The sequence below is a fragment of the Pantoea sp. R13S299 genome, assembly GCF_048515925.1.
GTDB lineage: Bacteria > Pseudomonadota > Gammaproteobacteria > Enterobacterales > Enterobacteriaceae > Pantoea.
Map to the genome: position 1 here is coordinate 88,142 of NZ_JBLYEF010000005.1, position 21,990 is coordinate 110,131.

At 55.9% G+C, this 21,990-nt stretch carries 16 protein-coding genes; 7 read left to right on the top strand and 9 right to left on the bottom strand.

Annotated features, from left to right (window positions below; all coding sequences use genetic code 11):
* Positions 1-101: 101 nt before the first annotated feature.
* The 4 genes from hemB to uxuA all read right to left on the bottom strand — a co-directional run bounded on the left by hemB (position 102) and on the right by uxuA (position 6,206).
* Positions 102-1,079, bottom strand: a complete 978-nt coding sequence (hemB, locus tag ACN1CO_RS19525; protein ID WP_033784223.1) for a porphobilinogen synthase — start codon at positions 1,077-1,079, stop codon at positions 102-104.
* A gap of 127 nt (positions 1,080-1,206) precedes the next feature.
* Positions 1,207-2,712: a glycine betaine/L-proline transporter ProP gene (gene proP, locus ACN1CO_RS19530; RefSeq protein WP_031594158.1), complete on the bottom strand. Its 1,506-nt coding sequence runs from the start codon at positions 2,710-2,712 to the stop codon at positions 1,207-1,209.
* Between the two features lie 447 nt (positions 2,713-3,159).
* Positions 3,160-4,767 carry an EAL domain-containing protein gene (locus ACN1CO_RS19535; RefSeq protein ID WP_419140355.1) on the bottom strand — a complete coding sequence of 536 codons (1,608 nt, stop codon included), beginning with the start codon at positions 4,765-4,767 and terminating at the stop codon, positions 3,160-3,162.
* Between the two features lie 254 nt (positions 4,768-5,021).
* Positions 5,022-6,206: a mannonate dehydratase gene (gene uxuA / locus ACN1CO_RS19540; protein ID WP_419140356.1), complete on the bottom strand. Its 1,185-nt coding sequence runs from the start codon at positions 6,204-6,206 to the stop codon at positions 5,022-5,024.
* A 149-nt stretch (positions 6,207-6,355) separates the two neighbouring features.
* Between uxuA and ACN1CO_RS19545 the strand changes: the two genes are divergently transcribed.
* A complete protein-coding gene (locus ACN1CO_RS19545; protein WP_419140357.1) occupies positions 6,356-7,039 on the top strand; it encodes a FadR/GntR family transcriptional regulator in 684 nt (227 codons plus the stop codon).
* Here the strand turns inward: ACN1CO_RS19545 and ACN1CO_RS19550 are convergent.
* Positions 7,028-8,083 carry an AI-2E family transporter gene (locus ACN1CO_RS19550; protein ID WP_419140358.1) on the bottom strand — a complete coding sequence of 352 codons (1,056 nt, stop codon included), beginning with the start codon at positions 8,081-8,083 and terminating at the stop codon, positions 7,028-7,030. The two genes, ACN1CO_RS19545 and ACN1CO_RS19550, sit on opposite strands and share 12 nt — an antisense overlap.
* 276 nt (positions 8,084-8,359) lie before the next feature.
* On the opposite strand from ACN1CO_RS19550, the gene ACN1CO_RS19555 reads away from it, so the two are divergent.
* Positions 8,360-9,583, top strand: a complete 1,224-nt coding sequence (locus ACN1CO_RS19555) for an MFS transporter (RefSeq protein WP_419140359.1) — start codon at positions 8,360-8,362, stop codon at positions 9,581-9,583.
* 75 nt (positions 9,584-9,658) lie between these two features.
* On the opposite strand, the gene ACN1CO_RS19560 is transcribed toward ACN1CO_RS19555, so the two are convergent.
* The gene (locus tag ACN1CO_RS19560; RefSeq protein WP_419140360.1) at positions 9,659-10,474 is read right to left on the bottom strand and encodes a TIM barrel protein; all 816 of its coding nucleotides are present in this window, start codon (positions 10,472-10,474) and stop codon (positions 9,659-9,661) included.
* Between the two features lie 421 nt (positions 10,475-10,895).
* On the opposite strand from ACN1CO_RS19560, the gene ACN1CO_RS19565 reads away from it, so the two are divergent.
* Positions 10,896-12,401 carry a CoA-acylating methylmalonate-semialdehyde dehydrogenase gene (locus ACN1CO_RS19565; RefSeq protein WP_090966892.1) on the top strand — a complete coding sequence of 502 codons (1,506 nt, stop codon included), beginning with the start codon at positions 10,896-10,898 and terminating at the stop codon, positions 12,399-12,401.
* Positions 12,402-12,513: 112 nt separating this feature from the next.
* A complete protein-coding gene (gene iolB, locus ACN1CO_RS19570; RefSeq protein WP_419140361.1) occupies positions 12,514-13,332 on the top strand; it encodes a 5-deoxy-glucuronate isomerase in 819 nt (272 codons plus the stop codon).
* Positions 13,333-13,423: 91 nt separating this feature from the next.
* Here the strand turns inward: iolB and ACN1CO_RS19575 are convergent, their stop codons facing one another.
* The gene (locus tag ACN1CO_RS19575; RefSeq protein ID WP_033784214.1) at positions 13,424-14,272 is read right to left on the bottom strand and encodes a MurR/RpiR family transcriptional regulator; all 849 of its coding nucleotides are present in this window, start codon (positions 14,270-14,272) and stop codon (positions 13,424-13,426) included.
* A gap of 517 nt (positions 14,273-14,789) precedes the next feature.
* Positions 14,790-16,703: a bifunctional 5-dehydro-2-deoxygluconokinase/5-dehydro-2-deoxyphosphogluconate aldolase gene (locus ACN1CO_RS19580; RefSeq protein WP_419140362.1), complete on the bottom strand. Its 1,914-nt coding sequence runs from the start codon at positions 16,701-16,703 to the stop codon at positions 14,790-14,792.
* Between the two features lie 545 nt (positions 16,704-17,248).
* Between ACN1CO_RS19580 and iolD the strand changes: the two genes are divergently transcribed.
* From iolD to iolE, 3 genes are all read left to right on the top strand, one after another.
* Positions 17,249-19,189, top strand: a complete 1,941-nt coding sequence (iolD, locus tag ACN1CO_RS19585; RefSeq protein WP_419140363.1) for a 3D-(3,5/4)-trihydroxycyclohexane-1,2-dione acylhydrolase (decyclizing) — start codon at positions 17,249-17,251, stop codon at positions 19,187-19,189.
* 62 nt (positions 19,190-19,251) lie between these two features.
* Positions 19,252-20,262, top strand: a complete 1,011-nt coding sequence (locus tag ACN1CO_RS19590) for a Gfo/Idh/MocA family protein (protein ID WP_419140364.1) — start codon at positions 19,252-19,254, stop codon at positions 20,260-20,262.
* Positions 20,263-20,309: 47 nt separating this feature from the next.
* Complete coding sequence (gene iolE, locus ACN1CO_RS19595) at positions 20,310-21,206, top strand: myo-inosose-2 dehydratase (RefSeq protein WP_419140365.1); 897 nt, start codon at positions 20,310-20,312, stop codon at positions 21,204-21,206.
* Between the two features lie 49 nt (positions 21,207-21,255).
* Here iolE and ACN1CO_RS19600 read toward each other — a convergent pair whose 3' ends face one another.
* Entirely contained in the window at positions 21,256-21,810 is a 555-nt protein-coding gene (locus ACN1CO_RS19600; protein WP_003852180.1) for a DcrB family lipoprotein, read from the bottom strand.
* Between the last annotated feature and the right edge of the window lie 180 nt (positions 21,811-21,990).

Here is a 21,990-nt window from a genome sequence, read left to right on the forward strand (position 1 = left end):
CAGAGCCCTTTGTTTTTTTAGCTTAAGCCAGGTTCTGGTGTTTGCCTTACGGCGAAGAAGAAGAGCGTGACATAGCGTTCACGCTCTTTATGAGGAGGGGATCAGAGCACTTTTTGTTCTGCGAGATCAAGGGCGAAATAGCTGAAAATGAGGTCTGCACCGGCGCGTTTAATCGCTCCGAGACTCTCCAGCACGACATTGCGCTCATCAATAGCACCGGCCTGTGCGGCAAATTTGATCATCGCGTATTCGCCGCTCACCTGATAAGCCGCCAGCGGCAGTTCGGTGCGTTCGCGGATGTCGCGCAGGATGTCCAGATAAGCGCCTGCCGGTTTCACCATCAGTGAATCCGCACCCTGCGCCGCATCGAGCAGCGATTCACGGATCGCTTCACGACGGTTCATCGGGTTCATCTGGTAGGTTTTACGGTCGCCTTTCAGCGCTGTTCCTGCCGCTTCACGGAACGGACCGTAGAACGATGAAGCGAATTTAGTGGAGTAGGACATGATGGCAGTCTGGGTAAAACCCGCGGCGTCCAGTGCCCGGCGAATCGCCTCGACCTGACCATCCATTGCCGCTGATGGAGCGATGAAATCCGCACCGGCTGCGGCGGCAACCACGGCCTGCTTGCCCAGGTTTGCCAGAGTGGCATCGTTATCGACGCCGTGATCACAGAGCACGCCACAGTGGCCGTGGCTGGTGTATTCACAGAAGCAGGTGTCAGACATCACGATCATTTCCGGCACGGTATCTTTGCAGATGCGCGACATACGCGCCACCAGACCGTTTTCGTTCCAGGCATCGCTGCCGGTGGCGTCGGTATGGTGCGAAATACCAAAGGTCATCACTGAGCGGATACCTGCTTTGGCGATACGCTCAATCTCAAACGCGAGACGTTTTTCCGGAATACGCATCACGCCAGGCATCGCCTGAATCGCTTTGTAATCGTCGACTTCTTCTTCAACAAAGATAGGCAGAGCCAGATCGTTCAGGCTCAGTGAAGACTCCTGGAACATTTCACGCATTGAGGCGCTGGCGCGCAATCTTCTTGGGCGCTGGATAAGGGAATAATCAGACATTTTCATTCTTACGCAGGTGAAAAAAGTAACAACAGTTTACTCCCTTTGACCGCGAGGGATGAAGGTTTGTGTGCGGTAAGAGAGGGGGAAAAGGACTCTCCCGCCGGGCGGCGGGAGAGCAGAACGATTACTCGTTGATATCCGGATGCTGCTGCACCAGGTTTTTACGTTTCGCTTCCAGACGGGAGATCTCTTCGTCGATATCTTCGATTTTGTGCTCGATGTTATCGTGATGCTCCTGCAGGATTTCGCGCGCTTCTTCCATGTCAGAAGCCGCCGGTGTCGCGCCTTTCAGCGGCTTATTGGCCGTTTCTTTCATGTACAGACCGGTAATCAGACCAATGACCGCCACCACCATCAGATAGTAGGCTGGCATGTAGAGGTTATTGGTCGTTTCTACCAGCCAGGCGGCCAGCGTTGGCGTCAGACCGGCAACCAGTACCGAGATGTTAAACGCACTCGCCAGCGCACTGTAGCGGATGTGGGTCGGGAACATCGCAGGCAGTGACGATGCCATTACGCCGGTAAAGGCGTTGAGGATCACCGCCAGCAGCAGCAGACCACCAAAAATCAGTCCCAGCACGCCACTGTTGATCATCATAAAGGCGGGAATCGCGAAGATCATCAGGGCGATACTGCCGATGATGACAAACGGACGACGGCCAAAACGGTCACTCATCATGCCGATCATTGGCTGTACAAACAGCATACCGATCATGATGGCGATGATAATCATCACGCCGTGATCTTCGCTGTAGTGCAGGTTGTGCGACAGGTAGCTCGGCATGTACGTCAGCAACATGTAGTAGGTGACGTTCGTGGCGATAACCAGACCGACACAGGAGAGCAGGCTGCGCCAGTGTTTGGTCGCGATCTCTTTAAATGAAACCTGCGGACCATCCTGCAGACCTTCGCGGTCGCCCTGTTCCAGTTTGTCCACGTGCTGCTGGAATGCCGGGGTCTCTTCCAGCGCATGACGCAGATAAAGACCGATAATACCCAGTGGCAGTGCCACGAAGAACGGCAGACGCCAGCCCCACTCAAGGAAGCTCTCTTCCCCGATAATGGAGGAGATCAGCACCACCAGGCCCGCGCCGAGCACGAAGCCCGCGATCGAGCCAAAGTCGAGCCAGCTTCCCATAAAGCCGCGTTTGCGGTCAGGCGAGTATTCGGCCACAAAGATTGAAGCACCAGTATATTCACCGCCCACTGAGAAGCCCTGAGCCATCTTCGCTAACAGCAGCAAGACAGGTGCCCAGATGCCGATGGAGGCATAGGAAGGTATCAGGCCGATACAGAAGGTACTGACTGACATGATGATAATGGTGATGGAGAGGATTTTCTGACGACCATATTTGTCGCCCAGCATCCCGAAGAACAGTCCACCCAGCGGGCGAATCAGGAATGGAACAGAGAAGGTGGCGAGTGCCGCGATCATCTGAACACCCGGCGAAACGTCCGGGAAGAAGACTTTACCCAGCGCATAGGCGACGAAGCCATAAACACCGAAGTCGAACCACTCCATCGCGTTACCCAGAGAGGCCGCGGTGATGGCTTTACGTAAACGGGTATCATCGATGATAGTGACATCATCGATCCCAATTGGTTTTACACGCTTCCTACGCAATTTCATAGAATTACCCTGTAATGGAACACGAAAGTTCTCAACGGCGCGAGCCGCGGTGAGTCATCAGACCGCTGCGTTGAGAAATTTAAGCATAGCCCTAAATAAGCGCTGTTTACGCGCCGGCTGACACAATAATTACTGTTGTGATTATTGAGAACAGCGACAGAGTATACCGTTTTTGTGTGATATCTGTCATGTTTGAGCTAAAAATGGCCTTAAGGCACGCGAGTTTTCGCTTTTTAGCTCCGCAAAAAAATTATCACTCTGCGTGACGACCGCCGTTTTTTTCAGCAAATTTGAGGGCGTGACAGGCTATTAAGGGAAGGGCAGACGCCGCAGGTGGTTATCCGGTGTACAAAGCAGGGCCGCAGGGAAAGCCGGGCAGACCACAAACAGGAGGAAAAGCAGATTGAAGGGCTATTCAGCCGGGAACCTGGCCAGATCAGATTCAGTTCAGACACAGCCCTTCTGCTGAGCATTGAGGAGGTTGTCCTGCTCAACCGGCTGGTCACCCTGATCGGCCAGCCAGGCGATCAGCGCCTCGTTGTCCATCGGGCGGGCATAATAATAGCCCTGGATATAGACCACGCCACGCCGTTGCAGATAGTTGAACTGTAACGCGGTCTCGACGCCTTCCCCCAGCACTTCCAGCTCCAGCTCATTGCTGAGCTGGATAATCGCATCGAGCACCGGGGTTCTGCCTTCCAGGGATTCAATGGCGTTGATAAAGCCGCGATCGATCTTCAGGTAATCCAGGGTGAAAGTCTGTAAATAGCTCAGCGAACAGTGACCGGTTCCAAAATCATCAATCGCGACCTTCATTCCGCAACCGCGAAGCTGCTCCAGCTTGCGTGCCACCTCAGCGCCATCCTTGATCAGGCTGCGTTCGGTCAGCTCCAGGGTAATCAGGAACTGCTTATCTTTGACCCGCTCGGCAAACTGCAGCATATCGTCGACAAAGTCAGGATGCTGCAGATGATCCGCTGCCACGTTAATGGCCAGGTGAAAATGGGGCTCAACCTGCCACTTCTGCACATCCTCCGCGATTAAATCGAGCAGGTGACGGGTCAGCGGCACAATCATGCCTTCCGCTTCTGCCGCGCCGATGAAAATATCGGGCCGCACGCCGTTACCGTCGGGTGTAGTCCAGCGCAGCAGGGCTTCTGCACCGCTGCAGCGTTGCAGCCGGTTGTCATAGACCGGCTGATAGTGCGCCCTGAACTGGTCGCTGGTGATGGCCCGGCGAATCTCATCGCGCCATGAAATACGTCGCTGAAGCCAGGTCGACATCAGCATCATCAGCAGAATAGAGAAAATAGCGGCCATCGGCATGATGATAAACATCACCTGACGCCAGGCGGAGATCAGCTCAGAAGGTGAGGCAATCAGAGTGACAGAGAGCGGATAACGGTTTGAATTGGCCTGATAAATCATCGGTTCAAACCAGCTGGATGCAGCGATTTGCGGATCGCCAAACGAGATCGGCGCGCCGTCGCTGAAGTCCATGCTGAAATGATAGAGGTGGGTGCTGCTGATAGCGCGCATAAAATCGATCAGATACTGGCCATCAATCACTGCCCAGAATCCTTCGCCATCGGGCAGGTCGCGCATAAATATCACTGCCGGACGGTCGGGTACGCCGGATGTTCCGGCAATCGACAGGCTCCACCAGGCTTTTCCGGTGACGGGTGCATCGCGCATGATCATATCTTTCAGAAAGCCTGGCTCCATACCATAAGCCGAAGAGCAGGCGATTCTGTTTTCTTCCATTTTACCGACGCCGCGAAAATAGGGATTCAGTGAGCCGATGCGCTGCAACTGGTTTTGAATCTGACTGCAGGGCTGGTGCTGAAACTGGCGCAGCTCGGTGATCATATCCCAGGCGCTGTCGCTCATTCTCTCAGCCTGAGAAAGCAGGGTATTTGCTGCGCTCACCTGCTGCTGCTGCACGGTGTGGCGCGCATCCAGGGCGGTGAAAAAAATGCCAATAATCAGAGGCAGCACGCCGGAGATAATAATCACCAGCCTGGCGTAGTCGCGTTTTCGTTTCAGTAGCGGCACCGCTGAATCCTCTGAGTATTATTGGTTTTATGCAGGGGCTGATGAGTCGCGCAGCATAGCATTTCTCCGGGCCGGGCAGATTAGCGTTTTTGCGATCAACAGAACTGACTCAGGTCAATTATCGACCAGACATTGCAAATAATGACAGGTTGTTTTGCTTTCATTGGTATTCAGCAAAAGAAATCAGGCGAGAACGGGTGACGGTCGGGAGAGACCCTGGCCCGTCAGCGGGCGGGCGCAGGGTAAACATTAACTTAATCGGCAAAGTAGATCTGTTTCAGCGCCACTTCGACGCCGCGCAACTCAGCAAGTCCTTTCAGACGGCCAATCGCGGAATAACCCGGATTGGTGCGCTTATGCAGGTCATCCAGCATCTGGTGGCCGTGATCGGGGCGCATCGGTATTGCCCGCGGGTTGCCCGCACGACGACGGCGCTGTTCTTCCGCCAGAATGACCCTGATGACGCCGACCATATCGACATCACCCGCCAGATGCGCCGCTTCATGGAAGCTGTTGGGGTTATCCTCACGCTTCGTGGCGCGCAGGTGGATAAAGTTGATGCGGTCAGCATAGGTTTCCGCCATCTCAACCAGCGCATTGTCGGCACGCACGCCATAAGAACCGGTGCAGAAACAGAAACCGTTGTGCAGGCTGTCCACGGTTTCTTTCAGCCACTGCATATCTTCCTGCGTAGAGATAATGCGCGGCAGGCCGAGAATAGGACGTGGTGGATCGTCCGGATGCACCGCCAGTTTAATCCCGACCTCCTCCGCAACCGGCACGATGGCGCGCAGGAAGGTTGCCATATGCTCGCGCAGTTTCGCTTTGTCGATGCCGTCATACTGTGCCAGCTGCGCCTGGAACTGCTCCAGGGTGTAACCCTCTTCGGCACCGGGCAGACCGGCGATAATATTGCGCACCAGGGTGCTTTTCTCTTCTTCGCTCATGGCGGCAAAGCGCGCTGCGGCGGCCTGCTGCTCAGCCGCGCTGTAATCCTGTTCCGCACCAGGACGCTTCAGCAGATACAGCTCGAAGGCGGCGAAAGCGTCGGCGTCAAAGCGCAGGGCTTTTGCGCCGTCCGGCAGCGTCCAGGCGAGGTCGGTGCGCGTCCAGTCCAGCACCGGCATGAAGTTGTAGCAGACAGTATCAATGCCGCAGGCGGCCAGATTGCGTATCGACTGCTGATAACTGGCGATATAGCGAAGGTAGTCACCACGCTGGGTTTTGATCGCCTCATGGACCGGGATGCTCTCCACCACCGACCAGACCAGACCTTTTTCCGCCAGCAGAGCCTGACGCGCTTTAATCTCCTCAACCGGCCACACCTCGCCGTTAGGGATATGGTGCAGGGCCGTCACAATGCCCGTCGCGCCCGCCTGACGCGCATCATCCAGTGAGACCGGGTCATTCGGGCCGTACCATCGCCATGTATGTTCCATTTTTACTCCTTACTGTGATGTGGCCCAGTGGTCAGGCCGCTGGGCCAAGAGTATGATAGTGAACAAATCAGGGCCGTGATCCGGATCGCAGCATGACAAACTGCATTGGTGACGTGAGCGGTTTTAAATGCAATTCAGAGGAGAGGGTGATGACGCTACCTGTCATAAAAACCGAGCGACTGTACCGCCAGATCGCCAACGTCATCATGGCTGGCATCACGCGCGGTGATTTTGTGGCCGGAGGCCTGCTGCCACCGGAGCGCGAGCTGGCGAAACAGCTAGGTGTGAGTCGCTCGTCAGTGCGTGAAGCATTGATTGCGCTGGAGATGACCGGCTGGGTGGATATCCGCACCGGCAACGGCGTCTATGTCGCCCAGCCGCTGCCGCAGGCCGCCGTTCCGCAGGAGAGTGAGACCTGCAGCCTGCAGGATCTGCTTCAGGCGCGTGAAGCCTTTGAGGGGATGCTGGCAGGATTTGCTGCCCGTAACGGCACCGCCGCGCAGCGGGAGGCACTGCTGGCGCTGACCGCTGAACTGCAGCAGTACAATGAAAACGACGCAGCTTTTCTGGAGCAGGACAAGCGCTTCCACCTGCTGATCAGCGAGATGAGCGGCAATGATGTGTTACGCGATCTGCTGGAGCAGTTATGGAACCGGCGTCACAGCCCGCATGTGCAGCGACTGGAACGCCATTATGCCGATAACAGCTTTGCGCAGGAGATGAACGCTGACCATCAGCAGATCGCCGACGCGATTGTGGCGGGCGATGAAGCAGCGGCCCGCCAGGCGATGGAGAGCCATCTGCAGCACGTGCAGCAGCGGCTACTTGGTTAATGCTCGCGCCCGCTTAGGGCGTCCGGTGCCCAGCATAATCGCCAGACGGCTGCCGCCTGGCGTGGTCTCCATCAGGATTTTGGTAATGCTGGTCAGCGGCACTGAGAGCAGCATGCCGACCGGCCCGAGCAGCCAGCCCCAGAACACCAGCGACAGGAACACGACCAGCGTTGATAAGCCCAGACCACGCCCCATCAGGCGGGGTTCCAGCATATTGCCGAACACCATGTGAATCGCGCTAAACAGCGCCGCCACCATCGCGGCATCAAACAGGCTGTTCAGTAATAGCGCCTGCAGAAAAGGCGGGATACCGGCGATAATCGGGCCAATATTGGGAATAAAGTTGAGGATAAATGCCACAACCGCCCACAGCAGCGCGAACTTCACATCCAGCAGATAGAGACTCAGCCAGACGGCGATGCCGGTGATCAGACTGACCAGGGTTTTCAGCGCCAGATAGTGCGTCACGCCTTTCAGCGCCTTATGCAGCCCGGCGATTCGAATTTTGGGGTTCACCAGCGCGTTTCGCATTTTGTAGGGCAGGTGATGGACTTCAAACAGCATAAAGACCACGGTCAGTACCAGCAGCACGGTATTGGTCATCGCGCCGGAAAAGCCGCTCAGCGCCACGCTCGCCAGGTTCATCATGGTGTTCGGGTCGAAGCGCTGAACCAGCGCATCGGTTGAGATATTGAGATGAAAGCCTGCTGCCAGATGCTGCAGCACCGTCATTTTCTGCTCCATGGTGGCGCGCAGTTGCGGGTAGAGATCTGAAAACTCGCTCATCGAGCTGGCAATAATGGCACCCAGCAGCAGGATACCGCAGAAGATCACGGTGATGACCAGCCCAATCGCCAGTCCACGGCGGAAGCCGCGACGCATCAGCATCGTCACCAGTGGATTCAGCACAATGGCAAAAAACGCCGCCAGCAGAAGCGGAACCAGAATATCGGACGCTGCCCGAACCCCGGCGAGAATGATGACCAGCATCGCCAATTTTATCAGAATATTTTGTCCAATCTTTTCCCGTTGCAGCTCGCTCATTCTCTCTCTCGTAACGTAATTTGGCTGTTGAAAGTGTAGCTGAAAGAAAATTAACAATCTGATTTATCAGAGAAACGGTAAAGCGCGGCGGCAAAAGGGCGAGGTAATCAGCGCCACGTCACTCAGCTAAAACGGTAGAGCAGCATCCTGCTTTTCCCGCTCTTCCGGCCGCATTCAGCTGCCCGATAACCGTGCCATAGTGATGCGTGGGTGGCAAAAGTGGGTATAGTTAAAGGATAAACCTTATCATTCAGCCAAATACGAGCGCGAGGACTCATGCCTGAACAGCCTGCAGCGGAACAGAACGTCCCATCCGGAAACCTGAATATCTCTCTGCTAATCCTCTCTATCGTGGCCTACAACTTTGCCAGCTATCTCACCATTGGCCTGCCGCTGGCCGTATTGCCAGGCTGGGTGCATGACCAGCTGGGATTCAGCGCATTCTGGGCGGGCCTGGTGATCAGCCTGCAATATGTGGCGACGCTGCTGAGCCGGCCACACGCCGGACGCTATGCCGATATCTGGGGACCAAAGAAAGTGGTGGTGACCGGCCTGGTGGGCTGTCTGATCAGCGGATTATGTATTCTGCTGGCGGCGCTGATTGCATCACCGATGTGGAGCCTGACGCTGCTCTGTGTGGGCCGGTTGATTCTGGGTGTAGGCCAGAGCTTTACCGGCACCGGCACGTCGTTGTGGGGCGTGGCGCGGGTCGGTTCGCTGCACATTGGCCGGGTCATCTCCTGGAACGGCATCGTCACCTATGGCGCGATGGCGATTGGTGCGCCGCTCGGTGTGGTCATCTTCCAGGCAGGTGGCCTGCTGTGGCTGTCTCTGGTGATTGTGGCTATCTGCGTGGTGGGTATCGTCTGCGCCGTACCACGTCCGGCCGTAAAAGCCAGCCGCGCCAGACCGCTGCCGTTTCGGGCGGTGCTGGGGAAAATCGCTGGTTTTGGTACGATTCTGGCGATGGGATCGGCAGGTTTCGGCGTCATTGCCACCTTTATCACGCTGTTCTATCAGGATAAAGGCTGGGAAGGGGCCGCCTTTGCGCTCTCCCTGTTCAGCGTGGCTTTTGTCGGCGCGCGGCTGCTGTTTCCCAATGCGATTAACCGCCACGGCGGCCTGCGGGTCGCCAGCGTTTGTCTGGCAGTTGAGGCTGCCGGACTGTTTATGGTCGCTGCTGCGGGTAATCCCTGGATGGCAAACGCAGGCGCCTTTCTGACCGGTGCCGGGTTCTCGCTGGTGTTTCCGGCGCTGGGCGTGGTGGCGGTTAAAGTGGTGCCACAGCAGAATCAGGGCAGTGCGCTGGCAACCTATACCGCCTTTATGGATCTGTCACTGGGGATAACCGGGCCACTGGCCGGATTCATCATGAATTATGCGGATGTTTCACGTGTCTATCTGCTCACGGCATTGCTGGTCTGTATCGCGTTTTTCTGCACGCTGCGTCTGCAGCGACGTCAGGTATCACTGCCAGCGGCAGACGGTTCTTCAGAATAAAAAAAATGGCCCAGCAGCGGGCCATAACGTCTTTTCAGACACAGATAAACTGATAAATTCTGGGTGCAACAGGCTTCAGGCCTGCAGCAGTTCAATACTGTGGCGGATCTGGTGCTCAATCTCCGCCGGGGTCCAGCTGTTGAGCTGACCAGAGAACGGCTCAAAAGCGTAGATGCCCTTATAGCCGAGCCTTTCCAGCCGTTTAACCTGCGCTACGCTTTTCAGCACATCGTTATCACTCAGCATGATGCGTTCGTCGTCGGTCAGCTCAGCGGTCGGACGTTGATCTTCCACGCCTGAAAGGTGCACCAGTCCAATCTGATCAATATCGATACCCGCCGGAAATTCCTGTTCAGCATTCTCATAGAGATGATGGTGAAAGGTATCCAGCAGCAGCTTAAAGGGCACGCCCGCCTCTGCGATCAATTCCTGCGCCTGCACGATCGAACGCAGTGAGCTGACTGGAAATCCCAGCGGCTCCACCAGCCCCTGAATGCCATAGTGGGCAAAGCGCGGAGCCAGCGCCTGCATCGCCGCCTGAGTCTGCTGAGGCGACACGGTCATCCCCTCATTCAGCGGACACATCACCAGCGCTTTCGCCCCAATCTGTTGTGCTGTCCTTAACAGCGCCTCGGCCCGGCTGAGCAGCGCGTCATCAATGCGGTTAAACGGATAGAGCGCATTAATAGTGACGATATCAATGTGATATCGGTCGGTCAGGACACGCAATTCATCGGGGCTGAGATCGTCAGTAACGCTGCCGCCCGGCATGTCATTACGCAGTTCAACCTTGCTCAGGCCCAGACGCTGAACCAGTTGAAAGAAGGCCTCCAGCGAGAGCCGGGGCGCAATTTTGCGGTTGATACAGAAACGGGTGGGATCAATAGCCATGCGCTGACTCCGGGACAGGAGAGTGTTGCGACTAAAGAAAACATTTATTTCATTAATAGTGAATTATGAAATGCAGATTATTAGATCAGCCTCGCATTAATTTCATATTTCGTTTCACCCATATGCATAATCGCTGGAGGGACTTCGCAGAAATACCCCCGATCCGCATGACGGTGATTCCCCTGCTGTGCTTAGGCTGGACGCTGTTAACAGCCACCTCTCCTCATCAAGCTATCCGTCACTGACGGGCGGGAAAAATGCGATCTGTGCCGCTAAAAGCAAATTTTTCAAAAAGAACTATTTGAAAAATTTATTCCACTGTAATAGCTTCATAGCACGCTTTCAGGTTTGCCTGGTCAGGCAGTGTGGCAGGCCACAGGGTCTGTCTGCAGCGAACTTAACCATCTTAAGAGGCAACATCATGACAATCATAGGTAACTTTATTGGCGGTAAAACCACTTTCAGCGCCAGCAACGAAACCATTCCTGTTTACGATCCGGCAACCGGCAAAGTGGTCCGTGAACTGACGCAAAGTACCGCTGATGAAGTGGCCCAGGCGATTGGTGTCGCGCATGACGCGTTTGCAGCCTGGTCGAAAACCTCGCCGCTGCGTCGCGCTCGCGTTCTGTTTAACTTTAAAGCCCTGATGGAGCAGCACCGTGATGAGCTGGCGGCGCTGATTGTCTCTGAACATGGCAAAGTCTGGTCTGATGCACTGGGTGAACTGACGCGCGGCATTGAAGTGATTGAGTTTGCCTGCGGCATCCCTCATCTGCTCAAAGGCGAATATTCTCCGAACGTCGGCGGCGGCGTTGACAGCTTCTCACTGATGCAGCCAGTTGGCGTCGTGGCGGGCATTACACCGTTTAACTTCCCGGCGATGGTGCCACTGTGGATGTTCCCGATCGCGCTGGCCTGCGGTAACACCTTTGTGCTGAAGCCACCGGCGCTGGATCCTTCAGCGGCCGTGCGTATGGCTGAACTGCTGACTGAAGCGGGCCTGCCGGATGGCGTATTCAACGTGGTGCACAGCTCCAACGAAGATGCTGAACAGCTTTATAAGGATCCGCGTATCGCCGCGGTGAGCTTCGTCGGCTCTTCAGGCGTGGCCGAACATATCTATAAAACCGCCAGCGCCCATGGCAAGCGCGTGCAGGCGTTTGGTGCGGCGAAAAACCACGCCATCGTCATGCCGGATGCCGATCTGGATGCCACCGTTAACGCCATCATGGGCGGTGCGTTTGGCTCTGCTGGTGAGCGCTGCATGGCGCTGCCGGTTGTAGTCGCCGTAGGCGATGACACCGCTGACAAGCTGATTGCCCGTCTGACACCGCTGGTGAAAGCGCTGCGTATCGGCCCGGGAATGAGTCAGGGTGCCGATGAAAATGAGATGGGTCCGGTCGTCTCAGCTGCGCACCAGAAGAAAGTGCTGGGTTATATCGACAAAGGCGAGCAGGAAGGTGCGAAGCTGGTGGTCGATGGCCGTAACGTGCAGGTGGCGGGTCACGCCGAAGGTTACTACGTTGGCGGCACGCTGTTTGATAACGTCACCTCTGAGATGGTGATCTGGCGTGAAGAGATTTTTGGACCGGTGCTGAGCATCATGCGCGCTCCGGACTACGACAGTGCGCTGCAACTGGTTAACAGCCATGAGTTTGGTAACGGCAGCGCGATTTTCACCAGCAACGGTCACACCGCACGTGAGTTTGTGCAGAACGTTGAAGCGGGCATGGTCGGTGTCAACGTGCCGGTTCCGGTGCCGATGGCATTCCACAGCTTCGGCGGCTGGAAACGCTCTGTGTTTGGTGCGCTTAACGTCCACGGGCCGGATGGCGTGCGCTTCTATACGCGCATGAAAACCGCCACCGTGCGCTGGCCGTCCGGTCAGCAGACCGTGTCTGAATTCAGTATGCCAACCTTAGGCTAATTCATTTCAACGCTGATCACGACCGGCAGGATAATCTGCCGGTCGTTTTGTTCGCTGGCATCGCGCCCGCGAAACGACCGCAGCGTCAATCGTGACAGAGAGGAGGATCAGGATGTCTTTACTGTCGAAAGCACAGGCCCCTGACGCACAGGGCCGTATTCAGCATGTCACGCCTGAGCGCGCTGGCTGGCGTTATGTCGGCTTTGATGCCTATATGCTGAAGAAAGGGGAAACCCTGCGCCTCAACAGCGGTGACAAAGAGCTGTGTCTGGTGCTGGTGGCCGGGCTGGCCTCCGTGAAAACCCGCCATGCTGACTTTCCCGGTATCGGTAAGCGCATGTCGCCGTTTGAGCGCGTGCCGCCTTATTCCGTTTATGTACCGCATGATGATGAAGTGGAAGTTTACGCTGACAGCGATCTTGAGCTGGCGGTCTGTAACGCGCCCGGTCAGGGAAATCTGCCTGCACGACTGATTGCGCCATCTGATGTCGGCGTTGAGCAGCGCGGAAAAGGGCGCAACCAGCGGCTGGTACATAACATCCTGCCTGACACTGAACCTGCTGACAGCCTGCTGGTGGTGGAGGTCTATACCAACGAGGGTGATACCAGCTCTTATCCCAGCCACAAGCATGACCAGGAGGAGAGTGAAAACGAAACCTACCTGGAAGAGACTTACTATCACCGTTTCGATCCCGAGCCTGGCTTTGCCATGCAGCGTGTCTACACTGACGACCGCTCACTGGATGTCTGTATGGCACCCTATAATCGCGACGTGGTGATGGTGCCGCGCGGCTATCATCCGGTGGCGACGCTGGCGGGTTACAACAACTACTATCTGAACGTGATGGCAGGGCCGGTGCGGCTATGGAAATTCACCTGGGAGAAAGATCACGCCTGGGTGAACAGCGACAGCTATCCGCGCAAAGCGTAAGTCACCGCGGTTTTATCCGTGTGAGCATAGTGCGGAGAGCATCAAAAAGGGCAGCCGATGAGGCTGCCCTTTTTACTGTGCGAAACGCAGGTTACTGAGCGGAACTATCGGCGTTGTTCAGCGCCAGTGACACCGCCAGCGTCTGCGCCAGACAGAGCGAGGCGACCTGCGAACGGAAACCATCGACCTGCGCTTCACGCACCACAAAGCAGACATCGCTGAAAGCGGCCAGCGGGCTGACCTGGCTGTCGGTAATAGCAATCTGATGCGCGCCACGCTTGGCACCCATTTCGACCACTTCGACCGCTTCACGCGCATAAGGCGAGTAGCTGATCGCAATCACCACATCTTTCGGGTTTACCAGGCTGAGCTGCTCGGTAAACATTCCACCCAGGCCATCAATCAGAAAAGCGCGACGCTCCAGGTGACGCAGCGCGTAGACCAGATAGGAGGCGACGCTGAACGAGCGACGCAGGCCGATGACATAGATGTTTTCAGCCTCATTCAGCAGTTTCACCGCTTTGTTCAGCTGCTCAGGATTAACCTGCATCGCCAGCTGCTGCAGCGCCTGGCTGTTCACCATCGTAAAGACGTTGAGGATTTCCGCCGGACTCTCAGGCGCACTGGCGCTGTCGTCCGTTGAGGTCTGACGAAACAGGCGAGCGCGCTCGGTGTAGTTGACCGTCTCTTCCATCAGGTGCTGGCGAAAAACCTGTTTCATTTCGTTGAAACCGCTGAAGCCAAACGCATTCGCAAAACGGATCAGCGTCGACGGCGGCACATCGGCCTGCTGGGCAATCGAGGCGACGGTATCGAAAGCAATACTGTTACTGTTATCAAGGATGTAGCGCGCAACCTGTTTAAGACGCTTGCTCAGTGTTTCATAACGGCGACGAATATCGTCCTGCAAGAGAGAAAGTTGGGTGGGATTATTGTTCATCACTTCTGCCCGTATAATTAGAATAATGGCTGCATAATGAGCGCTATATTACCAGATGGATGGAAAATTTCATTTCTTTGCGTCAACGATGCGGTTTATTTCATGGCTTTATGAAATGGTTCACAGATTAGCTTTAGCGCCCGAGGTGCCCATCTTCGCGGGCAATGCCAGGGTGAAAATCGGGATGAAATGACAGGAGGAATGGAAGTATGCAGTCTTACACCATTCAGATTGGAATGGCTGCAGATTGCTGAAAAATCGGGTCTGGTAGCAACACATTAGCTAAACGAGCAGGGAACACGGTCAGAAGAGGAAAGCGTCCCGCACCAGGACAAAAACGCCGGGAGCGTTTTTGAACAACGCAAAGCGTTGGCCCGGCTACGGGCGCACCTCAGGGATGAGGTGCGTAATGGTGCGGGCCGAGCGTGCCATGGATGGCGGCTTTTGCGTCTTTCCGATCTGACCGTGTTCCCTGTGACTGCACGGTCTAAAAGCGGCTTTTTGGCAGAGCAGCAAATCACGCGCGGGCAGCGCGCCAGTACTCAATCAGCCGCAGATAGTTGCCTTTTACGGTCTCAATCAGCGCCTGATCGTCCAGTTCACCCTGCAACCACTGGCGCGAAGGCTGACCAAAGATGGTGCGACCCACCGCAAAGCCTTTAACCCATGGCGCTTTGGCCGCCGCCGCGAAGCCCGCTTTAAGCTTCTCTTCGGGCGCATCCAGACCAAGTAACAGAATGCCGCGACAGTGGGGATCCTGCTGCTCAATCAGCGTGCTGATCGCCTGCCAGCTCTCCGCCGACAGCGGTGGCAGTTTCCACCAGTCAGGCTGGATGCCCAGACTGTAGAAATGAGTCAGCATTTCAAGGTAATAGGTTTCGTTCTTATCCGGATTGCTCTCGGGCAGAATCACTTCCAGCAGCAGTTCATGACCGCTTTTATTACAGCCGTTCCAGACATCGAGCACCACATCATCCTGCTCTTTACGCAGTTCAGCACTGTCATGAGGATGATAGAAGACCAGACATTTCACTACGTGTTCAGCGGGCCAGTCGATCAGCTGCGAGCCGATGTTGCCATGCTCCAGGCGCAGCGGACGTGAACTGGGCAGCTCAATCGGACGGCCAATCCACCAGTTCTTACCGGTAATGGCATTCAGCGCCTTCTGACCATACGTGGTATCTGCCAGAATGCCGCTCTTATTCTCTAATCCCGCCTCGCTGGCCGCCTGCTGAGCGGCTTCCAGCAGCAGCAGTTTCAGCTGTGGAATGCGGCTTTCATCCACGCCCGCTTCCTGCGCCATGTCCGCCAGCTGTTTACGGTGGTCAAAGGCGAAAACATTCAGCTCCGGCCACTCTTGCCTGCGGGTGGTTACGCGGTGCAGGTGGTTCAGACGACTGTCGAGATCGGGACGTTTCACCTCTTTGTCGCGGCTCAGGAAATCATCCAGCTCCGCTTTGGTTGGCATGGCAGGGGCACAGCCGTGGCGTGAAACCACCAGCGCTCCGCAGGCGTTGGCGTAACGGCATGCCTGCTCCCAGCCTTCATCATTCAGCCAGCCGCGCAGCAGGCCAGACATAAAGGCATCGCCTGCGCCCAGCACGTTAAGCACTTCGACACGCACGCCGGTGTGCAACTGAGTCTGTTCCCAGCTATCCGGAATATCACCTTCAAACACCACGCAACCCAGCGGGCCGCGTTTGCAGACCAGTGTCGCCTGGCTCGCCTTACGTACGTTCTTCAGGGCGGTCAGAGTATCGGTACTGCCACCGGCAATATGAAACTCCTCTTCGGTGCCGACGATCAAATCGAAATAGTGCACCACTTCCTGCAACTGCTGCGTGACCTGAGACGACTCAATGAAACGCGTTTCACCGTCGCCTAAAGAGGTCAGTCCCCACAACACCGGGCGGTAATCGATATCCAGCGCCGTGCGCAGGCCGTTACGGCGGGCGATATCCAGCGCTTTCAGCACCGCTTCACGGGTCTGTGGATGCGATAAATGCGTCCCGGTTACCGCCACCGCACGGGCAGAAGAAATAAAGGTTTCATCGATATCTTCCGGCACCAGCCCCATATCAGCGCAGTTATCACGGTAGAAAATCAGCGGAAAAGTCTCTTCGTCTTTGATACCGAGGATCACCAGTGCGGTCAGACGCCGCGGATCGGTGATCAGGGCATCGGTATTACAGCCCACGCGCTGTAACGATTCACGCAGAAAGCGACCATTATGCTCATCTCCCACCCGCGCCAGCATCGCCGATTTCAGCCCCTGAATCGCGGTGCCATAGGCGACGTTGCCTGACGATCCCCCCAGATACTTCGCAAACGAAGTGACATCTTCCAGCCGCGCTCCGATTTGCTGGCCATAAAAATCAACGGCGATGCGCCCGATACAAATCACATCAAGCGGCTTCTGTTGTGTACTCATACCTGTGGTTTCCTTCTGTGATTAGCAGAGCTGGCGGGCGAAAAGACCGACACCAGGTGCGCTCTGCTTCCGGGTCTGTGGGTGTCTGACTGGCTATGAGGGGAGTATGAGGAATAAAAATTCCATATTCAACACGAAATGAAATATCCATCGCAATTTTGTGAACCAGGTAAAACTCCTGATTGTCGTCCGCCTGCGCGGTCTCTGCCATCGTGATGTGCGGTGTGTCAGGGTTGTGAAGGGGATCGCAGGAATCCGCACGCCAGTCAGGCAAGCTGCTGCATTGAAATGAATTTTTTCATCATGGTCCACTCTCTGTTAAACGTTCCAGATTTTCCCTCTGTCAGCGCCCGCCAGACCTGTAGTCGCCTTTAAATTTGATCTCACTCGCAAAATGAAATGTTTCTTCTGTAATCGTGTTTTATGAAAAATATATTTGTTTATAATCGCCTCACGTTTCAGTTATTCCGGTCGCCTTTTCCGCCGATGACAACGCCTGGCGCGCTGTCGCGGAAGTCGGGGTCCACCAGCATGTAAGGAAGAATATGAGCACGATCAGACTCACCACGGCACAGGCGCTGGTTAAATTTCTTGATAATCAATTCATTGATGTCGATGGCGTTGAAACGAAGTTCGTCAAAGGCATCTTCGCGATCTTCGGACATGGCAACGTGCTGGGGCTGGGCCAGGCGCTGGAACAGGATAGTGGCGATCTGATTGTCTATCAGGGCCGTAATGAGCAGGGCATGGCCCATGCCGCCACCGGCTTTGCCCGCCAGTCACTGCGTCGCCAGATTATCGCCTGCAGTTCATCCGTGGGGCCGGGTGCGGCCAATATGATCACAGCCGCCGCGACGGCTACCGCTAACCGCATTCCTCTGCTGCTGCTGCCTGGCGACGTCTTCGCCACCCGCCAGCCCGATCCGGTACTGCAACAGATTGAGCAGAGCTACGATCTCAGCATCAGCACCAACGACGCCTTCCGCGCCGTCAGCAAATACTGGGATCGCGTCAGCCGCCCGGAGCAGCTGATGTCCGGCTGTATCAACGCCATGCGCGTACTGACCGATCCGGCAGAAACCGGTGCGGTCACGATCTCTCTTCCGCAGGATGTGCAGGGTGAAGCCTGGGATTACCCGGACTACTTCTTCCAGAAACGCGTGCACCGTCTGGATCGCCGCCTGCCGGTGGCGGCCCAGCTGGCAGATGCCCTGACGCTGATTAACCGTAAGCGCAAGCCGATGATTATCTGCGGCGGCGGCGTGAAATACTCCGAAGCGGGCGAGGCGCTGCGCCAGTTTGCTGAACGCTATCAGATTCCCTTTGCCGAGACGCAGGCGGGCAAAGGCACGCTGGTCTCTGACCATCCGCTGAATGTCGGCGGCGTGGGTGAAACCGGCTGTCTGGCCGCTAACCTGCTGGCAAAAGAGGCCGATTTAGTGATCGGCATCGGCACCCGCTACACCGATTTCACCACCGCATCGAAATGGATTTTCCAGCATCCCGATGTCAGCTTCCTGAACATCAACGTCAGTAACTTCGACAGCTATAAGCTGGATGGCGTGCAGCTGCTGGCCGATGCCCGCGAAGGGCTGACCGCGCTCACCGCTGCACTGGCCTCACAACATTACAGCAACGACTGGGGCGATCAGATTGAGCAGGCGCAGAGTCAGTTGCTGAAAGAGACGCAGCGCGTCTATCAGGTGGAATATCACGATGGCGACTTTGTGCCGGAAATTGCGGACCATCTCGACCGCGAAGCGGTGTTTGCTGAATTCAATCGCCTGACCCAGTCGCTGCTGACGCAAAGCAGTGTGCTCGGCACCTTAAACGAGCAACTGCCGAAAGACGCGGTGGTTGTGGCGGCGGCGGGCAGTCTGCCGGGCGACCTGCAGCGCGTCTGGCGCACCAAAGATTACAACGCCTACCACGTCGAATATGGCTACTCCTGCATGGGCTATGAAGTGAATGCTGCGCTGGGTGCGAAGCTGGCGCAGCCGCAGCGCGAGGTCTATGCGCTGGTCGGTGATGGCTCCTTCATGATGCTGCACTCAGAGCTGGTCACCTCGATTCAGGAAGGGGCAAAGATCAACGTGGTGCTGCTGGATAACATGACCAACGGCTGCATTAACAACCTGCAGATGGAACACGGTATGGACAGCTTCACTACCGAGTTTCGCTTCCGTAATCCGGAAGGCGGCAAGCTGGATGGTGGCTTTATCCCGGTCGATTTCGCCGCGATTGCTGCCGGTTATGGCTGCAAAACCTATCGTGTCACGACGCTGGAGCAGCTCAAAGCGGCGCTGGAAGATGCCCGCACTCAGACGGTTTCTACCCTTATCGACATCAAAGTGCTGCCTAAGACGATGATTCACAAATATTTCAGCTGGTGGCATGTCGGCGTGGCGCAGGCGTCAAAAACCGAACGCGCTCAGGCGGTAGCGGACAAGCTCAACAGCCATCTGGATCAGGCGCGCAAATATTAATTTCCGGGCCGTGCTGCGGCCCGTTTTCCTCTTCTCCGTACGAACCCTACACAGGTGTAATTATGACTTTGAAACTTGGCGTCATCGGTACAGGTGCAATTGGTCAGGAACATATTCGCCGCTGCAGCCATGTGCTGCAGGGTGCCCAGTTAGTCGCCGTCTCTGACATCAATGTCGACGGCGCGCGTGCCGCACTGCAACGCCTGAACATTGAGGCGGAGGTGTTCGAAAATGGCCACGATGTGATTCAGTCACCGAATGTTGATGCGGTGCTGGTTACCTCATGGGATCCGACCCACGAAGAGTTCACCTTAGCGGCCATTGCGGCCGGTAAACCGGTCTTCTGTGAGAAGCCGCTGGCGATGAGCGCCGAGGGTTGCCGTCGGGTGGTGGATGCAGAGATTCAGGCGGGTAAACGCCTGGTGCAGGTTGGTTTTATGCGTCCTTACGATGCGGGCTATCGTGCCCTGAAAAAAGTGATCACCGATGGCGATATCGGTGAGCCGCTGATGCTGCACTGCGCGCACCGTAACCCGACCGTGCCAGAGAACTACACCACGCCGATGGCGATCACCAACACTCTGATCCACGAGCTGGATGTACTGCGCTGGCTGACAAACGACGACTATAAAACGGTGCAGGTGATCTTCCCGCGCGTGACGTCAAAGTCGCACGGTCAGCTGAAAGACCCGCAGATCGTACTGTTCGAAACCCACAAAGGGGTGCGCATCGACGTCGAGATCTTCGTTAACTGCGCTTACGGCTATGACATTCAGTGTGAGGTCGTCGGTGAAGAGGGCATTGCCCGCCTGCCAGAGCCATCTTCAGTGCAGTTGCGCAAAGATGCGCGCCTGTCGAACACCATTCTGGTGGACTGGAAAGATCGCTTTATCGAGGCGTATGACGTTGAGCTGCAGGCGTTTATCAACGACATCAAAGCGGGCCAGCTTACCGGTCCTTCTGCCTGGGATGGTTTCGCCGCCTCCGTGGCCGCCGATGCCTGCATCAAAGCGCAGAACAGTGGTGCGATTGAGCCGGTAGAGATGCCGCCGCGTCCTGCTTTCTATAACTGATTTAGCTCTCTCTGCGGCCTGGCCGCTCTCCGCCTGGGAATAAGAAGATGAACAAAGAGAACGTAAAACTGGCGATCGCGCCGATCGGCTGGACCAACGATGACATGCCGGATCTCGGCAGTGAGAATACCTTCCAGCAAACCGTGAGTGAGATGGCGCTGGCTGGCTTTACCGGCAGCGAAGTGGGCAGCAAATACCCACGCGATCCGGCGATTCTGAAACCGATGCTCGACATTCGCGGCATCGAAATCTGCAATGCCTGGTTCAGCACCTTTTTTGCTAACGGCGACAAAGAGAAAACCATCGAACAGTTCATCGAGCACATGAACTTCCTGCATGCGATGGGCGCGCGGGTGATTGGCTGTTCTGAGCAGAGTAAAAGTATTCAGGGCACCACGCTGGCGGTATTTGAAGAGAAAGCAATTTTCAGCGATGAAGAGTGGCGGTTGACTGCAGAGGGCTATAACGAACTGGCCCGCATCGCAGCGGACAAGGGGATGCGCGTGACGCTGCATCACCACATGGGCACCGGCATTCAGACCACTGAAGAGATCGACCGGTTTATGGCGATGACTGACGAGCAGGTTGGTTTGCTCTATGACACCGGCCACGTCTACTACTCCGAAGGCTCCCAGCAAAAGATGCTGGCGGTGCTGGAAAAATATCTGCCGCGTATCTTCCACGTGCATCTCAAGGATGTGCGTGATGAGGTGGTCGCCGAGGTGCGTGAGAATCATCTCTCGTTCCTGGAAGGCGTCAAAAAGGGCACCTTTACCGTACCGGGCGATGGCGTGATCGACTTCAAACCGGTGTTTAAAATCCTGGATGATTACGGCTACAAAGGCTGGATGGTGGTGGAGGCGGAGCAGGATCCTGCGCTGGCCAATCCATTTGAGTATGCGGTGAAAGCGCGGAAATATATCCGGGAAAATACCGGTTTATAACGTGTTCTGAACAAAGGCTGGCTTCCCTGTGGGAAGCCAGCCTTTTGTTTTACTTCAGCGTAATGCTTTTCACAATGTTGTCAGCATCGCTCTGCGCCTGCTGCTGATTATCGCCTGGCAGCGTAATCTGCAGTGTCACCAGCTTGCCATCCACTTTTGCCAGAACCACGGAAGACCATGAGGTCTGGTTGTTGGCAGAAATCACCGTATCCAGCTGCTGTGCCGGCTGATCTTTCAGCGTCACAGATTTGTTCGACACCACCTGCAGCTGCGGGTCGCGGTTACGCTGCTGCTGTTCCATGCGCTTCGACAGCACATCCAGCCCATCACTGGTCGGGTCGCCAGCAATCACAATAATGGCGCGGGCACCGGTTTCATCCGCGTAAACGTGCATGTTCGTAGTCTGTGAACCCAGTTTACCGCTTTTATCTGACATGCCTGGTGGCAGCGAGAAGCTCAGTTTGCCATCCATCAGCGTGACGGTCTGCGCCGACTGACTGGCGCTGACGCCGTTGTCATTCGCCGCTTCATCTTTCTTCTGGTCACAGGCCGCCAGGCCAAGTACCAGTAAACCCATTCCTACATATTTCACCAGGTTGCGCATCAGAATCCCTTTTTAAGTTTCCAGTCAGGCATTAATACAACAGGAATCAGGTTGCAAACGCAACCTGATGATTGTCAGAAGATCTTAGCGGAAAATAGTGGAAACCGTATGGGCTATTAGAGCCTGGCCAATCAGACTATTTCATTTGTCATTCTGAACCAGGGCAGTGCTCACAATCCT

Excerpts from the sequence above, each read along its gene's own strand:
- iolE (WP_419140365.1), top strand. The coding sequence starts at position 20,310 with ATGAACAAAGAGAACGTAAAACTGGCGATCGCGCCGATCGGCTGGACC.
- ACN1CO_RS19560 (WP_419140360.1), bottom strand. The coding sequence starts at position 10,474 with ATGGCTATTGATCCCACCCGTTTCTGTATCAACCGCAAAATTGCGCCC.
- proP (WP_031594158.1), bottom strand. The coding sequence starts at position 2,712 with ATGAAATTGCGTAGGAAGCGTGTAAAACCAATTGGGATCGATGATGTC.
- iolB (WP_419140361.1), top strand. The coding sequence starts at position 12,514 with ATGTCTTTACTGTCGAAAGCACAGGCCCCTGACGCACAGGGCCGTATT.
- ACN1CO_RS19575 (WP_033784214.1), bottom strand. The coding sequence starts at position 14,272 with ATGAACAATAATCCCACCCAACTTTCTCTCTTGCAGGACGATATTCGT.
- hemB (WP_033784223.1), bottom strand. The coding sequence starts at position 1,079 with ATGTCTGATTATTCCCTTATCCAGCGCCCAAGAAGATTGCGCGCCAGC.
- ACN1CO_RS19555 (WP_419140359.1), top strand. The coding sequence starts at position 8,360 with ATGCCTGAACAGCCTGCAGCGGAACAGAACGTCCCATCCGGAAACCTG.
- ACN1CO_RS19590 (WP_419140364.1), top strand. The coding sequence starts at position 19,252 with ATGACTTTGAAACTTGGCGTCATCGGTACAGGTGCAATTGGTCAGGAA.
- ACN1CO_RS19545 (WP_419140357.1), top strand. The coding sequence starts at position 6,356 with ATGACGCTACCTGTCATAAAAACCGAGCGACTGTACCGCCAGATCGCC.
- ACN1CO_RS19550 (WP_419140358.1), bottom strand. The coding sequence starts at position 8,083 with ATGAGCGAGCTGCAACGGGAAAAGATTGGACAAAATATTCTGATAAAA.
- ACN1CO_RS19565 (WP_090966892.1), top strand. The coding sequence starts at position 10,896 with ATGACAATCATAGGTAACTTTATTGGCGGTAAAACCACTTTCAGCGCC.
- ACN1CO_RS19600 (WP_003852180.1), bottom strand. The coding sequence starts at position 21,810 with ATGCGCAACCTGGTGAAATATGTAGGAATGGGTTTACTGGTACTTGGC.
- uxuA (WP_419140356.1), bottom strand. The coding sequence starts at position 6,206 with ATGGAACATACATGGCGATGGTACGGCCCGAATGACCCGGTCTCACTG.
- iolD (WP_419140363.1), top strand. The coding sequence starts at position 17,249 with ATGAGCACGATCAGACTCACCACGGCACAGGCGCTGGTTAAATTTCTT.
- ACN1CO_RS19580 (WP_419140362.1), bottom strand. The coding sequence starts at position 16,703 with ATGAGTACACAACAGAAGCCGCTTGATGTGATTTGTATCGGGCGCATC.